We start from the raw sequence: 18220 nt of genomic DNA, 5'->3' as shown, positions 1-18220 counted from the left end.
AGTGGGCTGGTGCCTGGCGTCGGGTCTTCTGCTGGTAATCCAGGCCGCTTTCCCTATACTGGCGGCTATGACTGAACAGACACAAAGGCTGCCCGACGAGGGGAAGCGCAACCCGCTGATCGGCCCCGTTCGGGAGCTACTGCAGGCCGCCCAGGGGGTGGCCCAGACCGAGTTTACCCTGATCAAAGGCCTCAAGACCCGGGGGCTGGTGGATCGGGACTACAGTTTTCATCCGCTGACCCTGTTCCGGGTGCACTTTCAGGTGTTCAACGCCCTGCATCGGCTCCAGGAGGAGTTTGCCTGCCAGGGGCAGGCGCTGGTGATCTCGCCCCTGGCGATCTATCTGCGGCCGCTGGCGGACGGGGAGAGTGCCCGGGCGGTATCCGAGGCGGAGGCGGGGCCCTTACGCGAGTTCTACCTGGATTGGTCGTATTACGACAACGCGACCGAAGAGACGGTGGTAGAACTGCTGGCGGGTTTCTGGAAGCGTCTGGGGCAGGGGGCGGCTCCCTCCGACCAGGAGCGGGCCGATGCCCTGGCAACGCTGGAGCTGACCGACCCGGTTACCCGGGAGGAAATCAAGCAGCGCTACCGTCGTCTGGCGATGGACCACCATCCGGATCGGGGCGGCTCCGAGCGGCGCCTGCAGCAGATCAACGCTGCCATGGCGGTACTAGGGCGGGGTCGCTAGCCGGTGGCGCTGTTCTGGTTGCGCCAACAGGGTGAGGATCGCTACGAGGTCCGCCGGGCGGGCAACAGTCTGCGCCTGTACACCAACGGCGTATTCCACAGTCAGTACAATCCCGCCGAGCCGGTAACCGGCAGCGTCTGGGACCTGTTGTTGCTGCCCGCTTTTGCACTCCGGTCTGGGCGTCCGTCGCGGGTGTTGCTGCTGGGCGTTGGCGGTGGCGCTGTGGTGTGCCAGCTCAACCGGTTTCTGAGCCCGGACCTGATTGTCGGGATTGAGTTGAACCCGGTCCATTTGCAGGTGGCGCGAGAGGTGTTCGGTGCCTCGGCAGCCAATGTCTGCCTGCTTGAGGCGGACGCGCGGGAGTGGTTGGCACAGTATCGGGGGCCGGGGTTTGATCTGGTGATTGACGACCTGTTCGGCCATGTGGACGGCGAGGCGGAGCGCGCCATCGCGGCTGATACAAACTGGTGCAGCGCGCTCTGGTCGGTGGTGGTGCCGGGCGGTGCTCTGGTGATGAATTTCGAAAGTGAGGCGCAGTTGCGTGCGTCGGCGCTCTGCAAAGATCCCGTGATTCGCCGACATTGGGCCGAGGCGCAGCGCTTCAGCACGCCGCACTACGCCAACGCGATTGGCGCCTTCTTTCGGCAGGTGCCGGAGTGGGAAATGTTTGAAACCCGTTTGCAGGTGCATCCCGAACTGGACAAGCGGCGGGCGCAATGCCGGCTGCGGTATCGCCGCAAGGCCTTTGGGGTTTGATCGGGGTTAGCTGCGGAGCTCAATCACTTTGAAACCGTCCCGGTCAGCCAGTACCTCGGCGTGCGTAAAGAGGCCGCGGGCTTTCTGTTCCAGGGGAATAAACCGGTTCACCACAAACCAGGCTCGACCATTGGGCGTCAGGTGGGTGTGGGCACTGCGTAAAAACCGGTCAGTCAAATCCCCGCTGACACCGAACCCCTGATGAAAGGGCGGGTTGCACAGCACGGCATCAAAGGTGTCGGTAATGCGCTCGCCACAGTCGGCGCCGATCACTTCGGCGGGAATGCCATTGTGTTCGGCATTGTAGGCCGCCATGGCCAGGGCGGCAGCATTATTGTCGGTCAACACTCTCCGCTTTAGTGGCAGGCGCTGAGTCATAAGCCCCAGATAGCCGTAGCCGCAGCCGAGGTCCAGCAGGGTTTCAGCGCCGGAAGTCTGCAGACGGGGCGCCGCCTGTTCCCACAACATGGCACTGCCCCGGTCCCGTTTCTGCCAGCCGAACAGCCCCGGTTTGCTGAAAAACTGAACGTCATCGTCGGTGAAAATGGGGCGGGGAATGGTGTAGTCGCTGTCATCCAGTGGCGTTGCCAGGCGGTCGGACCGGACCAGGCGCGCGACGTAGAGTTGCCCCATTTTTTTGGCCTTCTCGCGCTGGCCCAGATACGCGGAGGCTTTGTCGATATAGGTTTTGGTGCCGTCGGTTTTGTGCCCGCACAGGACCAGCTCACCACCGGGCTTCAGGCAGCGGCCGGCTTCGTTGATGATGTGGTGCACGACCGGTTTTTCTTTCGAGACGCGATAGAACACTCGATCCAGTGAACCGTCGGCCCGAAGCGAGAAATCAAAATCACTGAAGTGGGTATTCAGGCCGGCGTGGCGGGTGAGTTCGAACTGATCCCAACGGTTGGTGATCACGCTGAGGGATGAAGCGTTTGGCGGGGTGTCGCCCTGGGCGTGCTCATCCAGACACCAGAGGCTGGCCATTCCCCGGGCCGAATGGATCTGTTCCAGAAGCCATTGAGAGGCGCTGTCAGACACGGGCGATCTCATCCTCGGTCAGCGAGCGGAAGTCGCCGGGTGCCAGTTCGGGGTCGAGCACAATGCCACCCACGGCGAGCCGGTGCAGTTCGACGACCCGATTTCCCGTGGCGGCGAACATGCGTTTGACCTGATGGTAGCGACCTTCCTGAAGTGTGACTCGGGCCCGCCGCTCGTCCAGTTGTTCCAGAGTGGCCGGCAGGGTCGGCTTGCTTTCATTGTTAAGCAGAATACCGTCGGCAAACTGTTTGGCGATATCCGGCGTAATAGGGTCGGCGGTGGCGACGTCATACACCTTGGCGCAGGCGCGCCGGGGGGAGGTGATCCGGTGGTTCCAGGCGCCGTCGTCGGTCAACAGCAACAGGCCGGTGGTGTCTTTATCCAGGCGGCCGACAATCTGCAGGCCGTCCGCCAATGCCGGCGGTAGCAGATCCAGCACGCAGGGCTGGCTGCTGTCCTGGGTGGCGCTGAGGGTGCCGGCGGGTTTGTGCAGCATCAGGTAGCGGGCCCGGGGGAGGGCAAGAAGTTCGCCGTCCAGCGTGACCTGCTCGTTCCCCGTCAGTGCCTGGCTGACACTTTTGGTGGTGACACCATTGACCTGCACCCGCTTGCCATAGAGGGCGATGCGCACACCCTTGCGGGACAGGCCGGTGCATTGGCTGATGTATTTGTCCAGGCGCATGGCCATGCCGAACTCGCTACTGGCCGATGCTCTTTTCGCCGGACTCTACGGTCTGGTAAATCAGGGTGTTGATGGTCATGGGGCCGACGCCGCCGGGCACCGGGGTGTAGGCGCTGACCCGGTCGACCAGGGGTTCGAGTTCAATGTCGCCCACTTTTTCCGGGTGGTAGCCGGCATCGACCACCACGGCGCCGTCTTTGATCCAGTCCGCTTTGATGAATTCCGGGCGGCCAACGGCGCCCACGACGATGTCGGCCTGGCGAACCAGTTCGGGCAGGTTTTTGGTGCGCGAGTGACAGATGGTGACGGTGGCGTTGGCACCGAGCAGCATCATGGCCATGGGCTTGCCCAGAATGGCGCTGCGACCGACCACGACCGCGTGCTTGCCTTCCAGTTCGATGTCGTAGGCTTCCAGCAGGCGCATGATGCCTTTGGGGGTCGCACAGCCGTAGGCTTCTTCGCCCATGCTCATCCGGCCAAAGCCGAGACAGGTGACGCCGTCGACGTCTTTTTCCAGGCTGATGGCATCGAAGCAGCGACGCTCGTCAATCTGCTCGGGTACCGGGTGTTGCAGCAGAATGCCATGCACGTTGGGGTCGTTGTTCAGCTCATCGATTTTGGCCAGCAGCTCGTCGGTGCTGGTGCTCGCGGGCAGCTCGATGCGCAGGGATTCCATCCCGATGCGTTCGCAGGCGTTGCCTTTCATTTTTACGTAGGTGGCCGAGGCGGGGTCATCGCCGACCAGAATGGTGGCGAGAATCGGGGCCTGGCCATTGCTGCGGGCCTTGAGATCGGCAACGCGCTGGGCGAGCTCCTGCTCGGTTTTTTTGGCGAGGGCTTTACCGTCGAGAATCTGTGCTGGCATGGACCGAATTCCTCATGCTGGGCTGGAGTAGAAAAGGGCGCTATTGTCCCACAGTGCTCCGCTCAGGCAAAGCGCCGTTGTGGTGTTGCAGGGGAATCAGAAAGGGGGGAAGTGGGGTGGCTGACGGGGCTCGAACCCGCGACAACTGGAATCACAATCCAGGACTCTACCAACTGAGCTACAGCCACCATTGCAAGGTGTTGCCCCCGATTGCCGGGGTCAATTTCAGGGCGCGTACTCTACCGAAGTTTTCGGTATGAATCCAGACCTTTGAGGCCTTACCCTGATACAGGTTTGTCGTCTGACGAGCCTTCCAATCTTTCAGTGGATTCAGTGCCCCACTTGAAGATGGCGCGCCCGGCAGGACTCGAACCTGCGACCACCCGCTTAGAAGGCGGGTGCTCTATCCAGCTGAGCTACGGGCGCATGGCTGGGAAATCTCGCAGGCGAGTGGTCGGAGTGGAGGGATTCGAACCCCCGACATTCTGCTCCCAAAGCAGACGCGCTACCAGGCTGCGCTACACTCCGCCGTAGACCGAATGGCCATCCAGTGGACGCCGTCATTCGCGAGGTGCGCATAATACCGATGGTGCCCCACCGCGTCAACGGTAAATTGGTCTCGCAAGGTTCGGGCGTTCGGTGGCACTTGTGTCTGTCACGGCGGCTCGTCAGAATAGCGGCTTACCAGATGTGAGGAGTAAGCATGCAGGATACCCCCAAGCAACACGAGGTCGATCACCCGCAAGAGGCCGAACTGGGTATGGCCATGAAGATGGGGATGCGTCGCCTGGCCTCCGGCGTATCGGTGTTGTCCACCCGTTCGGACGATGGTGAGCGTCATGCGATGACGGTCTCTTCGGTGACCTCGGTCTCAGACAATCCCGCGTCCTTGTTGGTCTGTGTGAACAAACAGGTGGCGCTGGAAGGGCATCTATCCACGCCAGGCACGCCTTTTGCCATCAATATCCTGGGGTCTGATCAGCAGGCCATCTCCAATCGGTGTGCCGGTTTCGAGGGCGATCAACCGCGCTTCAGTATCGGGGACTGGCGTCAGGGGCGGGATGAGGTGCCTTACCTGGCGGACGCCCAGGCGACCTTCTTCTGCGAGTCGGACCAGATTATGACTTATGGCACCCACCATATCGTGGTGGCCCGGATTCACGAAGTGAAGCTCGGTGAGCTGGCGGTAGACCCGCTGATATATGTCGATGGCGGCTACGGCGTACTGGCGCCCCGCTGAAACTCGGAAGGTATTTGGCGATGGCTTCGGTGCGCCTCGTTCGGGCGCACGGATGGCGTCAAAGTGATCCCGAAAGCGCGCAATAATACGCTTGCTTTATGAAAGTTTTGTGGCTACGGGAGTTTCGCGGTTAAGGTTCACTAACTGGTTTATGCACATTAGCAGTGCGGTACTTGTCAAGGGTTCCGACAGAGTGCGAAAACTTCGCTATATCCTTGGTTGACATTCGTAACATATTGATAAATAAAGAAAAAATTGAGCCGGTTATTTTTTGGACAATCTGTGCAACGGTCAGAGATGATGCGGGTTCGAGGCACTTTCCCAAAAAGTATCCACCAAGTTATCCACAGAAAATGTGGACAAGAAAAATGTGAATTTTTTATGTCTCCAACCCGCCTTCCTTGAATAGGTGGGTTGTCATCTCCCGGCCCGCCGAAGCGGGCTACACTTTAAAGCGATCGGTATCAATGCAGGACGGATCTAATCCTATGACCCAAAAGCTCACGGTGGCCGTACTCGGAGGCGGAAGCTTCGGAACGGCCATTGCCAATATCATTGCCGAGAACGGCGTTCGCACCTTTCTCTGGATGCGGGACTCCGCCAGTGCCACCGAGACCCAGTCAACGCGGGAGAATCGGCGCTACCTGCCGGGGCAGCGTCTGGCTGACGGCCTGGAGGTGACGTCGGATCTGACCCGGGCGGTGTCCGACAGTGACCTGGTGTTCGTATCGATTCCCAGCCATTCCTTTCGGGCGGTCACCCGACAGATTGCGCCGCTGTTGCGCAAAGAAGCGATGGTGATCAGTACGGCGAAGGGCATTGAGCCGGAGGGCTTCACCCTGATGAGCCAGGTTCTCGAGCAGGAGTTGCCCGACCACGCCATTGGCGTGCTCAGCGGTCCGAATTTCGCCAAGGAAATTGTCGCCCGACAGCAGACCGGTACCGTGGTGGCGAGCGAGAGCGAGGCGTTGATCCAACAGGTGCAGAGTTGCCTGCGCTCGGAGACCTTCCGGGTCTATGCCAACCCGGATCGCTACGGAGTGGAACTTGGTGGCGCACTGAAGAACATTTATGCCATTGTGTGTGGCATGGCCGCTGCCCTTGGGGCGGGGCATAACACCCAGGCGATGCTGTTGACCCGAAGCCTGGCGGAAATGGGGCGTTTTGCTGCCGCCATGGGGGCGAACCCGATGACCTTTCTGGGGTTGGCGGGTGTGGGCGACCTGATTCTCACCTGCACCTCGGATCTGAGCCGTAATTACCGGGTAGGCTACGCGCTCGGGCAGGGACAGCCTCTGGAGGAGGTCATCCAGGGGCTGGGGCAGGTGGCGGAGGGGGTCAACACCCTGCGCCAGGTCAAACAGAAGGCGGACGAGCTGGGTGTTTATATGCCTCTGGTTTCGGGGCTATTTGCGGTACTATTCGAAGGTGAGGCAATCGCCGATGTCGCCCGGAAACTGATGTTGGGTGAACAAAACCACGACGTGGAATATATGGGAGCAGACTGATGGATAGCGAAACTCTGAAAACCAATGTGACCTCGGGCAAGCATTGGCTGCGGCTGGTCTATATGCTGTTGTTTGCCGTACTGCTTTATGTCGCCGGGGTGGTTATGGGGGTTGTGATCGTCCTGCAATTCCTGTTTGCACTGCTGACCGGAAGCCCCAACCGGAATCTGCGCCAGTTTGGAAAGTCGCTGGCGCTGTATATTTATCGCGCTCTGGAGTTTCTCACCTACAGTAGCGATGACAAGCCATTTCCATTCAGTGACTGGCCGGAGGCTGAGTCACCAGCACCCCGACAAGACGAGCGGGAAGAGACCGGCGACGATCATTCGCGCAACTGAGGTGTTTGAATGAAAACCCTGTTCATTATGCGTCACGGTCAGGCTCAGACCAAAGCGTCATCGGATGCCGAGCGGCCCCTGACCGCCCGGGGTGAGGCGGATGTCGAGCGGGTGGCCAACGCGCTGAGCGACGAGCTGTCCGATCTGGATCAGTTGTGGGTCAGCCCTTACCGCCGCGCCCGGCAGACGGCCGCAATCGTCAATCAGGTCCTGGGCCGCGGGGCCGAGCCGGTCGAGACCGAGCTGCTCACCCCGGAGGCCGACCTCGAGGCGCTGTGTGCCCAGTTGCAGGCCTGTGAGGAGGATAACCTGATGCTGGTCAGTCACATGCCATTGGTCGGCGATCTTATTCATTATCTGACTGGCGCCGAACCGGGTCGCTATACCATGGGTACGGCGTCCGTCGCCTGTCTGACCCTGGATGTGGTCGCCGGTGGTGTCGGAGAATTACGCTGGCTCCGTCACCGGGAAGACTGATAATGGTGGTTCCGGTGGCGACCTGGTCTCGAATGCTGTGTTCCGGAATTGCCACCTTGATCCTATGGAGTGGAGCCTCGCTGGCGTCGACCGAAGGCGGCGAGCCGCTGGTGGTGCGCTACCCGGATATGAGCAGCCCCCTGGACCAGCGAAACGACTATTTCGAGCAACTGCTACGCTTGGCTCTGGAGAAAACGCGGGACGAGTTCGGCGATTACCGTCTGCAGGCGGTGCCCTTGCGCGTTCCCCAGGGGCGTATCCTCCGATTGCTTTCCGCAGGCGAAAAGATCGACGTGCTCTGGAGTATGACCACGCGCAATCGCGAGCGCCATTTAAGGCCTGTGCGCATCCCACTGACCAAGGGGATGGCGGGTTACCGGTTGCTGGTGGTCAGAAGCGACGATCACGCCCGTTTTGCCGATGCGACGACTCTGGAAGCACTCGCCCGACATGTCGCCGGGCAAGCGGCGGATTGGCCGGATACCGATATCCTTCGGCACAATGAGCTGCCTGTTACCACGAGTGGTTATTTTTCCCTGTTCACCATGTTGCGGCACGGACGCATTGATTATATCCCCCGTGCTCTGAATGAACCCTGGGCGGAAGTGGCGCAGCGTCCGGAACTCGATCTTAAGGTCGAGCCGAGGCTGTTGCTGCACTACCCTGCGGCCAGTTACTTTTTCGTGCGCCGCCAGAACGCGGCACTTGCGCAGCGGCTGGAGCAGGGGCTCGAGCGGGCGATCGCGGACGGCAGCTTTGATGAGCTGTTCTTCCAGCACCCGAGTCAACGTCCGATTTTTGAGCGCGCGGCATTGAATGAGCGCCGCGTGCTGAAACTGACCAATCCGCTGCTGCCGGAGCGCACGCCTCTGGATCGTTCCGAGTTGTGGTGGCACCCCGACATAACGGACGATGCCACCGCTGATTCGGCGCAGCACAAAGCGGGTCGCCCATGAGTCGCGAGCGGACCTTTTCTCTCCCGGGTATGACCCTGGCGGCCCAGGAGTGGGGTGAGCCGGGCGGTGAACCGATTCTGGCGCTGCACGGTTGGCTTGATAATAGCGCCACCTTCAATGCGCTGGCGCCGCTGCTTCCAGATACCCACATTGTCGCGCTGGATCTCGCGGGACACGGTCGCAGCGGACACCGCGCCGGTGTCGGCCCGTATAATATCTGGGAAGATGTTTCGGAGTTGTTTGAGGTGGCGGATCAACTGGGGTGGGACCGGTTTTCGCTGCTGGGGCACTCGCGCGGCGGGATTATCGGCATGATCGCGGCGGGCACGTTTCCCGAACGTATTACCCGGTTGGCCCTGATTGAAGCGCTGTGGCCGGAAGTGCATCAACCCCAGGCGGCCCCGCGACAACTGGCCCGCTCGATCCTGGAGATGAGTGCGTTGCGGAATAAACCGCTCAGTGTGTACCGGGATCTGGCCCGGGCGGCCAAAGCGCGTGCCAGAGGCATGTTTCCGCTGAGTATCGACGCGGCCCGGGCGCTGACCGAGCGTGGGACCAAAGCCGTTGATGGCGGCTACTCCTGGAGTACCGATCAACGGCTGCTCGCGCCGTCTGCGATAAAACTGACCGAGGATTACATCGAGGCGTTTCTTGCCAGTGCCACGGCGGATATGGCGATGATTCTCGGGCGGGACGGCATTCCGCGATTATTCAGTCATTATCGGGAGGCTCTGCAGCGGTTTCCCGATCGACTCGACTGGATTGAGTTGCCCGGAGGGCATCACCTGCATCTGGAATCCCAGGCGCCACAGGTGGCCGAATGTTTACGCCGGTTTTTAAGCGGTCAGGCGTTGGGATGGAATGAACTTCCCCAATGAATAGCTCCACTCGGTGGTTCGATCTTGATGGGAGAATGCCATGCGATTGAAGTGTTATCGCGCCCTGCCTTTTGTTTTGTCGATGGCGCTGACGGGGTGGGCCCTTCTGCTGGCCACAACAGACGTGGTTGCTCAGAATGGTACGCAAGTACCGGAATTTCTCGGGTTGGAGGATTTTCCGGAAGCCCGGGTCATGATGCGTGAGTACCGCCCGGATCAGACGTATGTGCTGGCGCTGTCCACCTTCAAGAAAGTCGGCGGAACCTGGTCGGCAGAGCGGGAGCAACGAGTCCAGGGCAATGTCCTCAGACGCACGCTCGAGTTGCCGTCGGGTTTTAGTGCTCGCGAAGGTTTCCGGTTTTACGAAGAGCAGTTGATCAGCGGTCGTGCCCGCGAGCTGTTTGCCTGTGAGGAGCGTGAGTGCGGCGGGAGTATCAACTGGGCCAACAACCACTTCAACGTGATTCAGCTATACGGTCTGGATCAATTCCAGTACTACAGTGTGTATGAAGTCGTGCGCGATGACACGGTTTATTACGCGAGCTTGTACTCTGTGCGGCGCGGGAACCGGCGGGTGTACGTCCAGTTGGATCTGGTGCAGATGCCGGAAGTGGATCGGCCGGCGCTGACCCTGAGTCCTGCGGTGCTGGGTGAGCGCTTGCGTGAGGCAGGCTATTTTGTGCTGCCCGGATTTGATGTCGTGGGTTCGGCGCAGGATTGGCGGGTGTCGGTTTCCGAATCGGCCATCGATGCGCTGGCCACCCTGTTGCGGCAGGAATCCGGTTGGGTCGTGGCGCTGGTCGGCCATGACTACGGTGCGGACTCTCTGGAGGCGCAGCAATCCCAGTCGCTGCATTACGCCGAACAGGTGCGGGAAAAACTCAAAGCGCAGGGAGTCAGTGAGCAACGGATCCCGGTCTTTGGGTTGGGAAGTCTGTCTCCGGCGGGCAAGGGGGAGCGCAGCGCCCGGGTGGAGGTGGTGCGTTTACCCGAGCGCTGATTATCGGACGTTTGAACCTGGCTAGCGAAGCAGTGACAGAAATTCGGTGCGGGTCGCCTGATTGCTGCGGAAGGTGCCCAGCATGGCCGAGGTTTTCATCACCGAATTCTGTTTTTCCACGCCGCGCATCATCATGCACATGTGCTGTGCCTCGATGATCACGCCCACGCCCGAGGCGCCGGTGATGTTCTGGATGGATTCGGCAATCTGTACCGTAAGTTGCTCCTGAATCTGCAGTCTGCGCGCAAACATGTCCACAATCCGGGCCACCTTTGACAGACCCAACACATGCCCGGTGGGAATGTAGGCGACATGAGCCTTACCGATAAAGGGCAGCAGATGGTGCTCGCACAGGGAGTACAGCTCGATGTCCTTGACCATGATCATTTCGCTGGAGTCGGAGGGGAAGAGGGCGCCATTGACGACTTCCTCCAGGTCCTGCTCGTATCCTTTGGTCAAAAACTGGAAGGCTTTGGCGGCCCGCTTGGGGGTATCCACCAGTCCCGGACGTGTCAGATCTTCGCCGATGCCTTCAATAATCCGGGCAAAATGTTCTTTCATTGTCTGTTCCTCAACCCTGTAGGGGCCTGCAAGCTTATCAGGAGGGCGGCTACCCTACGTCAAGCGGCCAAATTGGTAAAGGGCTTTTTACGACCTGTCTATCGTTTGGGATCACCTGTCCCGATTGGGAGAAATGCGACCCACGGGTGCCTCAGAATCGGTACAATAGCGTTTTTTTACCGCATCACAAAGGATCCGCCTCGTGTCATCTGCTGATGTCTTGCCGCCCTGGGCGCCACTGAAAACCGTTCGAGATTTTATTCGCTGGGGTGCCAGTCGCTTCAATGCCGAGGGGCTGTTCTTCGGCCACGGTACCGACAACGCCTGGGATGAGGCAGTCCAACTGGTGTTGCATGCACTGCACTTGCCGGTTCAGAACAGTCGCCAGGAATGGCTGGATGCGCGTTTGACTGATGCCGAGCGAGAGACGGTTGCTGCGCTGTTGGACCGACGCATCCGCGAGCGGGTGCCGGCAGCCTATCTGACCGGCGAGGCCTGGTTCTGTGGCTTGCGTTTTGCGGTGGACGAGCGGGTGCTGGTCCCGCGCTCGCCTATCGCCGAGTTGATCGAAGCCGGGTTTCAGCCCTGGCTGGAGCTGGAGCCGGAGCGGGTGCTGGATCTGTGTGCCGGAAGTGGCTGTATCGGTATTGCGTGTGCCTATGCCTTTCCTGAGGCTCAGGTCGACCTGAGCGATATTTCCCCGGATGCGCTGGACGTCGCCCGGGCCAACATCAAGGCCCACCAGTTGGAGGGGCGGGTTGAGGCCCTGGAGTCCGATGGGTTTGCGGCCCTCGGTGAGCGTCGCTACGATCTGATCGTCAGCAATCCGCCCTATGTGGATGCTCGTGATCTGGCCAGCATGCCGGCGGAGTATCATGCCGAGCCTGAGCTGGGGCTGGGCTCCGGGGATGATGGCCTGGACTTTACCCGGCGCCTGCTCGCCGAGGCGCCTCGACACTTGACCGAGGACGGGGTTCTGGTGGTGGAGGTGGGCAACTCCCAGGTGGCTCTGGAGCAGGCTTTTCCCAAGCTGCCCTTTACCTGGGTGGAGTTCGAGCGGGGCGGTCACGGGGTGTTCGTGCTGAGCGCTCGGGCGCTGGCGGCCTTTTCTGAGGTATAATTCCTCCTTTTGCGTTTAAGAGAAATTCGGAACCGATTATGTCCGGCAATAGCTTTGGCAAACTGTTTACCCTGACCACTTTTGGCGAAAGCCACGGCCCGGCGCTGGGCGCCGTGGTGGATGGCTGCCCTCCGGGCTTGGCGCTGTCCGAGGAAGACCTGCAGTTCGACCTGGACCGGCGCAAGCCCGGTCAGTCCCGCTATACCACCCAGCGGCGCGAAGCCGATCAGGTGCGGATTCTGTCCGGCGTGTTCGAGGGCAAAACCACGGGTACGCCCATTGGCCTGTTGATTGAAAACACCGATCAGCGCTCCAAGGATTACTCCAAGATTAAGGATCAGTTCCGCCCGGCGCATGCGGACTACACCTATCACCACAAGTACGGCGTGCGCGACTATCGCGGCGGCGGCCGTTCATCCGCCCGGGAAACCGCCATGCGGGTGGCGGCCGGTGCGATCGCGAAAAAATACCTGCGCGAGCGCTACGGCATCGAAGTGCGTGGGTACCTTTCGCAGTTGGGGCCCATTGCGATTGAGTCGGTGGATTGGGATCAGATCAGCGAGAACCCCTTCTTCTGCCCCGACGCCTCCAAGGTGGCGGAGATGGAAACCTACATGCAGGCGCTGGCCAAAGAGGGCAATTCCGTAGGCGCCAAGATTTCCGTGGTGGCCAGTGGCGTGCAGCCGGGGCTGGGGGAGCCGATTTTTGATCGCCTGGATGCGGATATCGCCCACGCGCTGATGAGCATCAACGCCGTGAAAGGGGTGGAGATCGGTGCGGGCTTTGATTCGGTGGCCCAGAAAGGCACCGAGCACCGTGACGAGCTGACCCCGGAAGGCTTTACCTCCAACAACGCCGGCGGCATTCTGGGGGGCATTTCCTCCGGCCAGGACATAGTGGCTCATCTGGCCCTCAAACCCACCTCCAGTCTGCGGGTGCCCGGGCGCAGCATTGACGTCCAGGGCGAGCCGGTGGAGGTGATCACCACCGGACGTCACGACCCCTGCGTGGGCATTCGCGCAACCCCCATTGCCGAGGCGATGCTGGCTCTGGTGCTGATGGATCACAGCCTGCGTCACCGGGCACAGAATGCGGACGTACGTGTCGATACGCCGGTGATTCCCGCACAGTCGTGATTCCCCGTGGCGATTGTGGCATGCTGGGCCTTTATCCCGGCATGCCACCTTCCTGACCTGCCGGGCTCCGAGAATCTCCGGGAGCCTGTGTATGCAAGATCTCACCTTATCCCTGATTCAGGCCACCATTGCGCCGGATGACCCGCAGCGCAATCTGGCCGGCTATGAACCCTGGCTGGAGCGGGCCCGGGGCAGTGACCTGGTGATACTCCCCGAAGTGTTTACCACCGGATTCAGCGCTACGGCGCGGGACCACGCTGAAGTCGTGGGCGGGCGCGCCTGGCAGTGGCTGGCGCACTGGGCGTCCGAGCTGGATGCGGTGGTGACCGGCTCTCTGGTGGTGAAAGACAATGACCAGTACAGCAATCGCCTGGTGTGGATGCGCCCCGATGGTAGCTGGGTGCACTATGACAAGCGGCACCTGTTTCGTATGGCGGGCGAGCACAAGCGTTACGCCGTGGGACAGGAGCGGGTGTTGGTCGAGCTGAAAGGCTGGCGGGTTCTGCCGATGATCTGCTATGACCTGCGCTTCCCGGTGTGGAGTCGCAACCGGGGGGATTATGATCTGGCCCTGTACGTCGCCAATTGGCCGGCCGCCCGATCGTTACACTGGCGACGCCTCTTGCAGGCGAGGGCGATTGAAAACCTGAGCTACGTGGCGGGCGTGAATCGTATCGGCGTGGATGAGAAAGATCAGGACTACTGTGGTGACAGTGCCATTTATGGCCCCGCCGGCGAGGTGTTGGTCGATGCAGAGGATGGCGAAGGGTGTTTTACCGCAGTGCTCAGTGCGGAAAGGCTGACCCAATATCGTGAGTCATTTCCCGCCCATCTGGATGCGGATGGGTTTGAGATATTGCGGTAAGTATTGCGTGTGATGTGGTGCTGGGTAACGGCGGATGCGGGCTTCGCCCTTATCCGCCCTACGCTTGGCTGCGGAGGTGGCGTAGGGCGGATAAGCGAAGCGCATCCGCCGTTACCAAACTCCGAATACCACCCTTTAAAAATGCAGATTCAACGACGCATAAGGCCCGCTCAATTCCACATCGGCGGTCACGTCTTCATTGATCTCCAGGTTCATCTGCCGGTAGCCGACTTCGATACCCAGATCCAGCGCCATAGAGTCAATAAAGTCATAAGCCACGTTGACGCTCATGTCGCTCAGGCTGTTGTCGTCGTAATTGATCACGTTCGCCTGGCCGCCCACAGACAGGCCGGTCAACGGCAGATCAAAACGGGCCTTGCCGTACACCATGGGAATGGCTTCATCCAACACGACGTTCTGAGAATTGCCGACCGTTTCGCTTTCGGCCTGTACATAGCCATCGAATTTTCGGATGGTCAGGCCCAGGTCAAAGCTCACCCAGTTATCCAGTAATTCATAATACAAAGTGCCATCGATATGGGTCAGGTCAACGTCTGTGGCCACTTCGCCGGGGGTAAAAGTCTCGCCGTCCAGGGTGAAGGTGTCGACGATGGTGGCCGACTGAGAGCTGCTCAGGTCGGTGTGCTGAAGACGCACATTGGGAAGCAGCGGAATCGGGTGTTCAAACGCGACGTAAAAGAAGTTGTTGTCGCTTTCGTTCAGGCCCAGCTCGTTGACATCAATATCGTTATTGGCATCACCGATGACGCCGGAGTAATCGCTTTGCCATTGGCCAGCGCCCGCGTATACGCCGAGAAAATCCGCTGAGGCGAGCGGTGCAGCCAGCATCAGACCACTTGCAAGCATTACTTTTTTCATAACATCGTTCCCATTGTGTTGGTTGGGTGAATGGACTGCCCCGTATCTTAGCAGAGCAGGCTACAAAAAGTGTGACGCAGAGCAAATCAGCGCGGCTGGGTATTATCCCTGTAATAACTGCAGGAAGACTCGCGCGGCATTGTTCAAGCTGCGTTGTTTGTGATGAATGGCCCCGAGGTTGCGGGTGATCACCGTGTGGTCCAAGGGCAAAGGGTGTACTTGACCATCACCCAGCAGAGTCTGCGGTAGCACTCCCCAGCCGAGGCCAATCGAAACCATCATCTTCAGGGTGTCGAGGTGGTTGGTCACCATGCCCACATCAAGCGTCAGGGACTGCTCGTCGAACAGCGCCTGAACGAGTCGGGTGGTATAGGTGTTGGTATCCGGCAAAATCGCCTGCCAGGGGCTGAGATCCGCCAATGTCAGGGACTTTCGCTGGGCCAGGGGGTGATTGTGCGACACCACGAAGTGCAGTTGGTCGCGCCAGATGATGTCCTCGGCCATGCGAGGGTCCGATTCCGGCGCCAGGGTGACAATGCCCAGGTCAAAGCGTCCTTGCAGCACTTCCCCATAGGCCTGCTCAGAATCCAGAAAATGCAGATCCAGTTTCACCTCGGGGTAGCGCTCGGTGAAGTGGCGAAGGGTAGGGGGCAGGCGGTGCAGGCCGATGTGGTGACTGGTGGCAATACTCAGCGCGCCGCGCACCTCGCCCTGAAGGTCGGTAATGGCGCGTTCGGCGTCCGCCACCTCCTGCAGGATCCGCTTGGCATTGGGCAGTAACGATAAACCGGCATGGGTGAGACTGATCTGCCGGCCCACCCGGTCGAACAGGGGGCTGTTCAGTTGTTGCTCCAGGGTGGCGATGCGCTTGCTTACGGCGGGCTGGGTCAGGTGCAGGCGTTGGCCGGCGGCGGAAAACGAGCCGGTTTCGGCGACGGCGACAAAGGCTTGCAGGTGTTGGGTATCCATAAGCTGTCAGTCTATCCATTCCAGAATGGAATGCAATAGATAAAAATTATAAATTTGTTTTATTGGTTGTGGGCCCTTAAAATACCCTCAAATCGTGATCTGCTTTGAGAAGACAACCCTTATGAGCGCCAGAACCCTTTACGACAAATTGTGGGATGCCCACCTCGTGCAAAAGCGCGACGATGGCTCCGCCTTGATCTATATTGATCGGCACATCATCCACGAAGTGACTTCGCCCCAGGCCTTTGAAGGCCTGCGCTTGGCGGGTCGTAAACCCTGGAGGGCCGATTCCATCCTGGCCACGCCGGACCACAACGTCCCGACCACCTCGAAAGAGCGGGCCTCGGGCGTGTCCGGTATTCAGGATCCGGTGTCCCTGATCCAGGTGAAAACCCTCGACGACAACTGCGACGAGTACGGTATCACCGAGTACAAGATCAACGATCAGCGCCAGGGCATTGTGCATGTGATCGGGCCGGAGTCCGGCGCCAGTCTGCCGGGTATGACCATCGTCTGTGGCGACTCCCATACCGCCACCAACGGTGCCTTGGGTGCCTTGGCGCACGGCATTGGTACCAGTGAGGTGGAGCATGTGATGGCCACCCAGTGTCTGGTCGCCAAGAAAATGAAGAACATGTTGATCCGGGTCGACGGTGAACTCGGCCCCGGTGTCACTCCGAAAGATGTGGTCTTGGCCATCATTGCCAAGATCGGTACTGCCGGCGGTACGGGCTATGCCATCGAGTTTGGTGGCGATGTGTTCCGCAATATGAGCATGGAAGGGCGGATGACCGTCTGCAATATGGCCATCGAAGCCGGTGCCCGCGCGGGCATGGTGGCGGTGGATCAGACCACCATCGACTATGTGGAAGGTCGGCCCTACGCGCCCAAAGGTGAAAACTGGACCAAGGCCGTGGAAGCCTGGCGCGACCTCAAAAGCGACGAAGGCGCCCACTTCGACCGCGTGGTGGACATGCGCGGTGAGGACATCAAGCCCCAGGTCAGTTGGGGGACCTCGCCGGAGATGGTGGTGTCCATTGACGACTCTGTGCCGGACCCGGAGGCGGAAGCCGACGCGGTCAAGCGCGAAAGCATGAAGCGGGCTCTGCAGTATATGGGGCTTCAGGCCGGGCAGCCGATGCGCTCCATCAAGCTCGATCGGGTGTTTATCGGCTCCTGCACCAACTCCCGGATTGAAGACATTCGGGCGGCGGCCGCGGTGGTCAAAGGCAAACGCAAAGCCGATTCAGTCAAGGAAGCGATTGTGGTGCCGGGCTCCGGTACCGTGAAAGCTCAGGCGGAAAAAGAAGGCCTGGATAAAATCTTTATCGACGCCGGTATCGAATGGCGCGAGCCGGGCTGTTCCATGTGTCTGGCCATGAATGCCGACAAGTTGGGTGCCGGAGAGCACTGTGCTTCCACTTCGAACCGAAACTTCGAGGGGCGTCAGGGCTACGGCGGTCGCACCCATCTGGTCAGTCCAGCCATGGCCGCGGCGGCCGCCATTGCGGGCCACTTTGTCGATGTGCGTGAAATTACTGGAGGGCAGGCCGCATGAAATCCTTTACCCAGATGACCGGAATCGCGGCGCCCATGGATCGCGCCAATGTCGATACCGACATGATCATCCCCAAGCAGTTTTTGAAGTCGATCAAACGCACCGGGTTTGGCAAAAACCTGTTTGACGAACTGCGCTACCTCGACGAGGGGCAACCGGATCAGGAGTGCACCGGGCGCCCGCTCAACCCGAAATTTCCGCTCAATTTTGAGCGCTATCAGGGTGCGACGGTGCTGCTTGCCCGGGAAAACTTCGGCTGTGGTTCCAGTCGTGAACACGCGCCCTGGGCGCTGGACGATTACGGCTTCCGATGTGTGATCGCGCCGAGTTTTGCGGAGATTTTTTACAACAACTGCTTCAAGAACGGTCTTTTGCCGATCGTTCTGGATGCGAAGGTTGTCGACCGCCTGTTCAACGAGATGTATGAACAGGAAGGGTATCAGTTGACCATCGATCTGGAGCAGCAGACGGTCACCACACCGAGCGGCGAGTCGTTTGCATTCGAGATCGATGAGTTTCGCAAGCACTGTCTGCTAAATGGTCTGGATGATATCGGTCTGACGCTTGAGCATGCCGATGCGATCGAGGCCTACGAAGCGCAGCGCCGCAAAGACGCCCCCTGGCTTTTTGACGGATTGCGGTAAAGAAATAGCTGGGTGACGGCGGATGCGCGCTTCGCGCTTATCCACCCTTGTATCTGTCC

At 60.0% G+C, this 18220-nt stretch carries 19 protein-coding genes, 3 tRNA genes and 1 pseudogene; 14 read left to right on the top strand and 9 right to left on the bottom strand.

All coding sequences use genetic code 11. From position 1 onward, the window contains the following. Positions 1-67: 67 nt before the first annotated feature. Positions 68-691, top strand: a complete 624-nt coding sequence (locus tag B3187_RS12740; protein WP_286806859.1) for a DNA-J related domain-containing protein — start codon at positions 68-70, stop codon at positions 689-691. Positions 692-694: 3 nt separating this feature from the next. Next, on the top strand, positions 695-1447 hold the full coding sequence (locus B3187_RS12735; protein WP_286806858.1) for a methyltransferase domain-containing protein: 753 nt from the start codon (positions 695-697) through the stop codon (positions 1445-1447). 6 nt (positions 1448-1453) lie between these two features. Here the strand turns inward: B3187_RS12735 and B3187_RS12730 are convergent, their stop codons facing one another. The 6 genes from B3187_RS12730 to B3187_RS12705 all read right to left on the bottom strand — a co-directional run bounded on the left by B3187_RS12730 (position 1454) and on the right by B3187_RS12705 (position 4560). Then, a complete protein-coding gene (locus B3187_RS12730) occupies positions 1454-2485 on the bottom strand; it encodes a class I SAM-dependent methyltransferase (RefSeq protein ID WP_286806857.1) in 1032 nt (343 codons plus the stop codon). Continuing rightward, positions 2478-3173, bottom strand: coding sequence for a pseudouridine synthase (locus tag B3187_RS12725; protein ID WP_339619649.1), 696 nt, complete (start codon positions 3171-3173; stop codon positions 2478-2480). Before B3187_RS12725 ends, B3187_RS12730 begins: the two co-directional genes overlap by 8 nt. Before the next feature lie 10 nt (positions 3174-3183). Beyond that, positions 3184-4032, bottom strand: a complete 849-nt coding sequence (folD, locus tag B3187_RS12720) for a bifunctional methylenetetrahydrofolate dehydrogenase/methenyltetrahydrofolate cyclohydrolase FolD (protein ID WP_123637549.1) — start codon at positions 4030-4032, stop codon at positions 3184-3186. 112 nt (positions 4033-4144) lie between these two features. Next, positions 4145-4220, bottom strand: a tRNA-His gene (locus B3187_RS12715). A 161-nt stretch (positions 4221-4381) separates the two neighbouring features. Next, positions 4382-4458 (bottom strand) — tRNA-Arg (locus B3187_RS12710). A 25-nt stretch (positions 4459-4483) separates the two neighbouring features. Then, a tRNA-Pro gene (locus B3187_RS12705) sits at positions 4484-4560 on the bottom strand. Between the two features lie 175 nt (positions 4561-4735). Between B3187_RS12705 and B3187_RS12700 the strand changes: the two genes are divergently transcribed. The 7 genes from B3187_RS12700 (at position 4736) to B3187_RS12670 (ending at position 10429) form a co-directional block, all read left to right on the top strand. Further along, a complete protein-coding gene (locus tag B3187_RS12700; protein ID WP_286806856.1) occupies positions 4736-5272 on the top strand; it encodes a flavin reductase family protein in 537 nt (178 codons plus the stop codon). 488 nt (positions 5273-5760) lie between these two features. Next, entirely contained in the window at positions 5761-6780 is a 1020-nt protein-coding gene (locus tag B3187_RS12695; RefSeq protein WP_123637547.1) for an NAD(P)H-dependent glycerol-3-phosphate dehydrogenase, read from the top strand. Beyond that, positions 6780-7118 (top strand): DUF4389 domain-containing protein, encoded by a 339-nt coding sequence (locus B3187_RS12690; protein WP_123637546.1) that lies wholly within the window; start codon positions 6780-6782, stop codon positions 7116-7118. Before B3187_RS12695 ends, B3187_RS12690 begins: the two co-directional genes overlap by 1 nt. 9 nt (positions 7119-7127) lie before the next feature. Then, positions 7128-7595 (top strand): phosphohistidine phosphatase SixA, encoded by a 468-nt coding sequence (gene sixA, locus B3187_RS12685; protein WP_123637545.1) that lies wholly within the window; start codon positions 7128-7130, stop codon positions 7593-7595. 56 nt (positions 7596-7651) lie between these two features. Then, positions 7652-8551: a substrate-binding periplasmic protein gene (locus tag B3187_RS12680; protein WP_286806855.1), complete on the top strand. Its 900-nt coding sequence runs from the start codon at positions 7652-7654 to the stop codon at positions 8549-8551. After that, positions 8548-9429 (top strand): alpha/beta fold hydrolase, encoded by an 882-nt coding sequence (locus B3187_RS12675; RefSeq protein WP_286806853.1) that lies wholly within the window; start codon positions 8548-8550, stop codon positions 9427-9429. Before B3187_RS12680 ends, B3187_RS12675 begins: the two co-directional genes overlap by 4 nt. Before the next feature lie 40 nt (positions 9430-9469). After that, the gene (locus B3187_RS12670; protein ID WP_286806852.1) at positions 9470-10429 is read left to right on the top strand and encodes a DUF4892 domain-containing protein; all 960 of its coding nucleotides are present in this window, start codon (positions 9470-9472) and stop codon (positions 10427-10429) included. Positions 10430-10450: 21 nt separating this feature from the next. Here the strand turns inward: B3187_RS12670 and folE are convergent. Beyond that, a pseudogene (gene folE, locus B3187_RS12665) lies at positions 10451-10993 on the bottom strand (GTP cyclohydrolase I FolE); the annotation flags it as partial. 199 nt (positions 10994-11192) lie between these two features. Here folE and prmB point away from each other — a divergent pair. The 3 genes from prmB (at position 11193) to B3187_RS12650 (ending at position 14111) form a co-directional block, all read left to right on the top strand. After that, positions 11193-12110, top strand: a complete 918-nt coding sequence (gene prmB / locus B3187_RS12660) for a 50S ribosomal protein L3 N(5)-glutamine methyltransferase (protein ID WP_246004339.1) — start codon at positions 11193-11195, stop codon at positions 12108-12110. 38 nt (positions 12111-12148) lie between these two features. Next, positions 12149-13246 (top strand): chorismate synthase, encoded by a 1098-nt coding sequence (aroC, locus tag B3187_RS12655; protein WP_286806851.1) that lies wholly within the window; start codon positions 12149-12151, stop codon positions 13244-13246. Between the two features lie 91 nt (positions 13247-13337). After that, positions 13338-14111 carry an amidohydrolase gene (locus B3187_RS12650; RefSeq protein ID WP_286806850.1) on the top strand — a complete coding sequence of 258 codons (774 nt, stop codon included), beginning with the start codon at positions 13338-13340 and terminating at the stop codon, positions 14109-14111. Between the two features lie 135 nt (positions 14112-14246). Here the strand turns inward: B3187_RS12650 and B3187_RS12645 are convergent, their stop codons facing one another. Both B3187_RS12645 and B3187_RS12640 read right to left on the bottom strand, forming a co-directional pair. Continuing rightward, positions 14247-14990, bottom strand: coding sequence for a TIGR04219 family outer membrane beta-barrel protein (locus tag B3187_RS12645; protein WP_024460393.1), 744 nt, complete (start codon positions 14988-14990; stop codon positions 14247-14249). Positions 14991-15092: 102 nt separating this feature from the next. After that, positions 15093-15959 carry a LysR family transcriptional regulator gene (locus tag B3187_RS12640; RefSeq protein WP_024460392.1) on the bottom strand — a complete coding sequence of 289 codons (867 nt, stop codon included), beginning with the start codon at positions 15957-15959 and terminating at the stop codon, positions 15093-15095. 121 nt (positions 15960-16080) lie between these two features. Between B3187_RS12640 and leuC the strand changes: the two genes are divergently transcribed. Next, entirely contained in the window at positions 16081-17517 is a 1437-nt protein-coding gene (gene leuC / locus B3187_RS12635) for a 3-isopropylmalate dehydratase large subunit (RefSeq protein WP_286806848.1), read from the top strand. After that, positions 17514-18161 (top strand): 3-isopropylmalate dehydratase small subunit, encoded by a 648-nt coding sequence (gene leuD / locus B3187_RS12630; RefSeq protein WP_286806846.1) that lies wholly within the window; start codon positions 17514-17516, stop codon positions 18159-18161. The genes leuC and leuD overlap by 4 nt, the downstream gene beginning before the upstream one ends. Positions 18162-18220: the final 59 nt, after the last annotated feature.

Source organism: Marinimicrobium sp. UBA4209, assembly GCF_002381585.1.
GTDB classification, from domain to species: domain Bacteria; phylum Pseudomonadota; class Gammaproteobacteria; order Pseudomonadales; family Cellvibrionaceae; genus Marinimicrobium; species Marinimicrobium koreense.
This window is presented reverse-complemented; position numbering and strand designations above follow the sequence as displayed.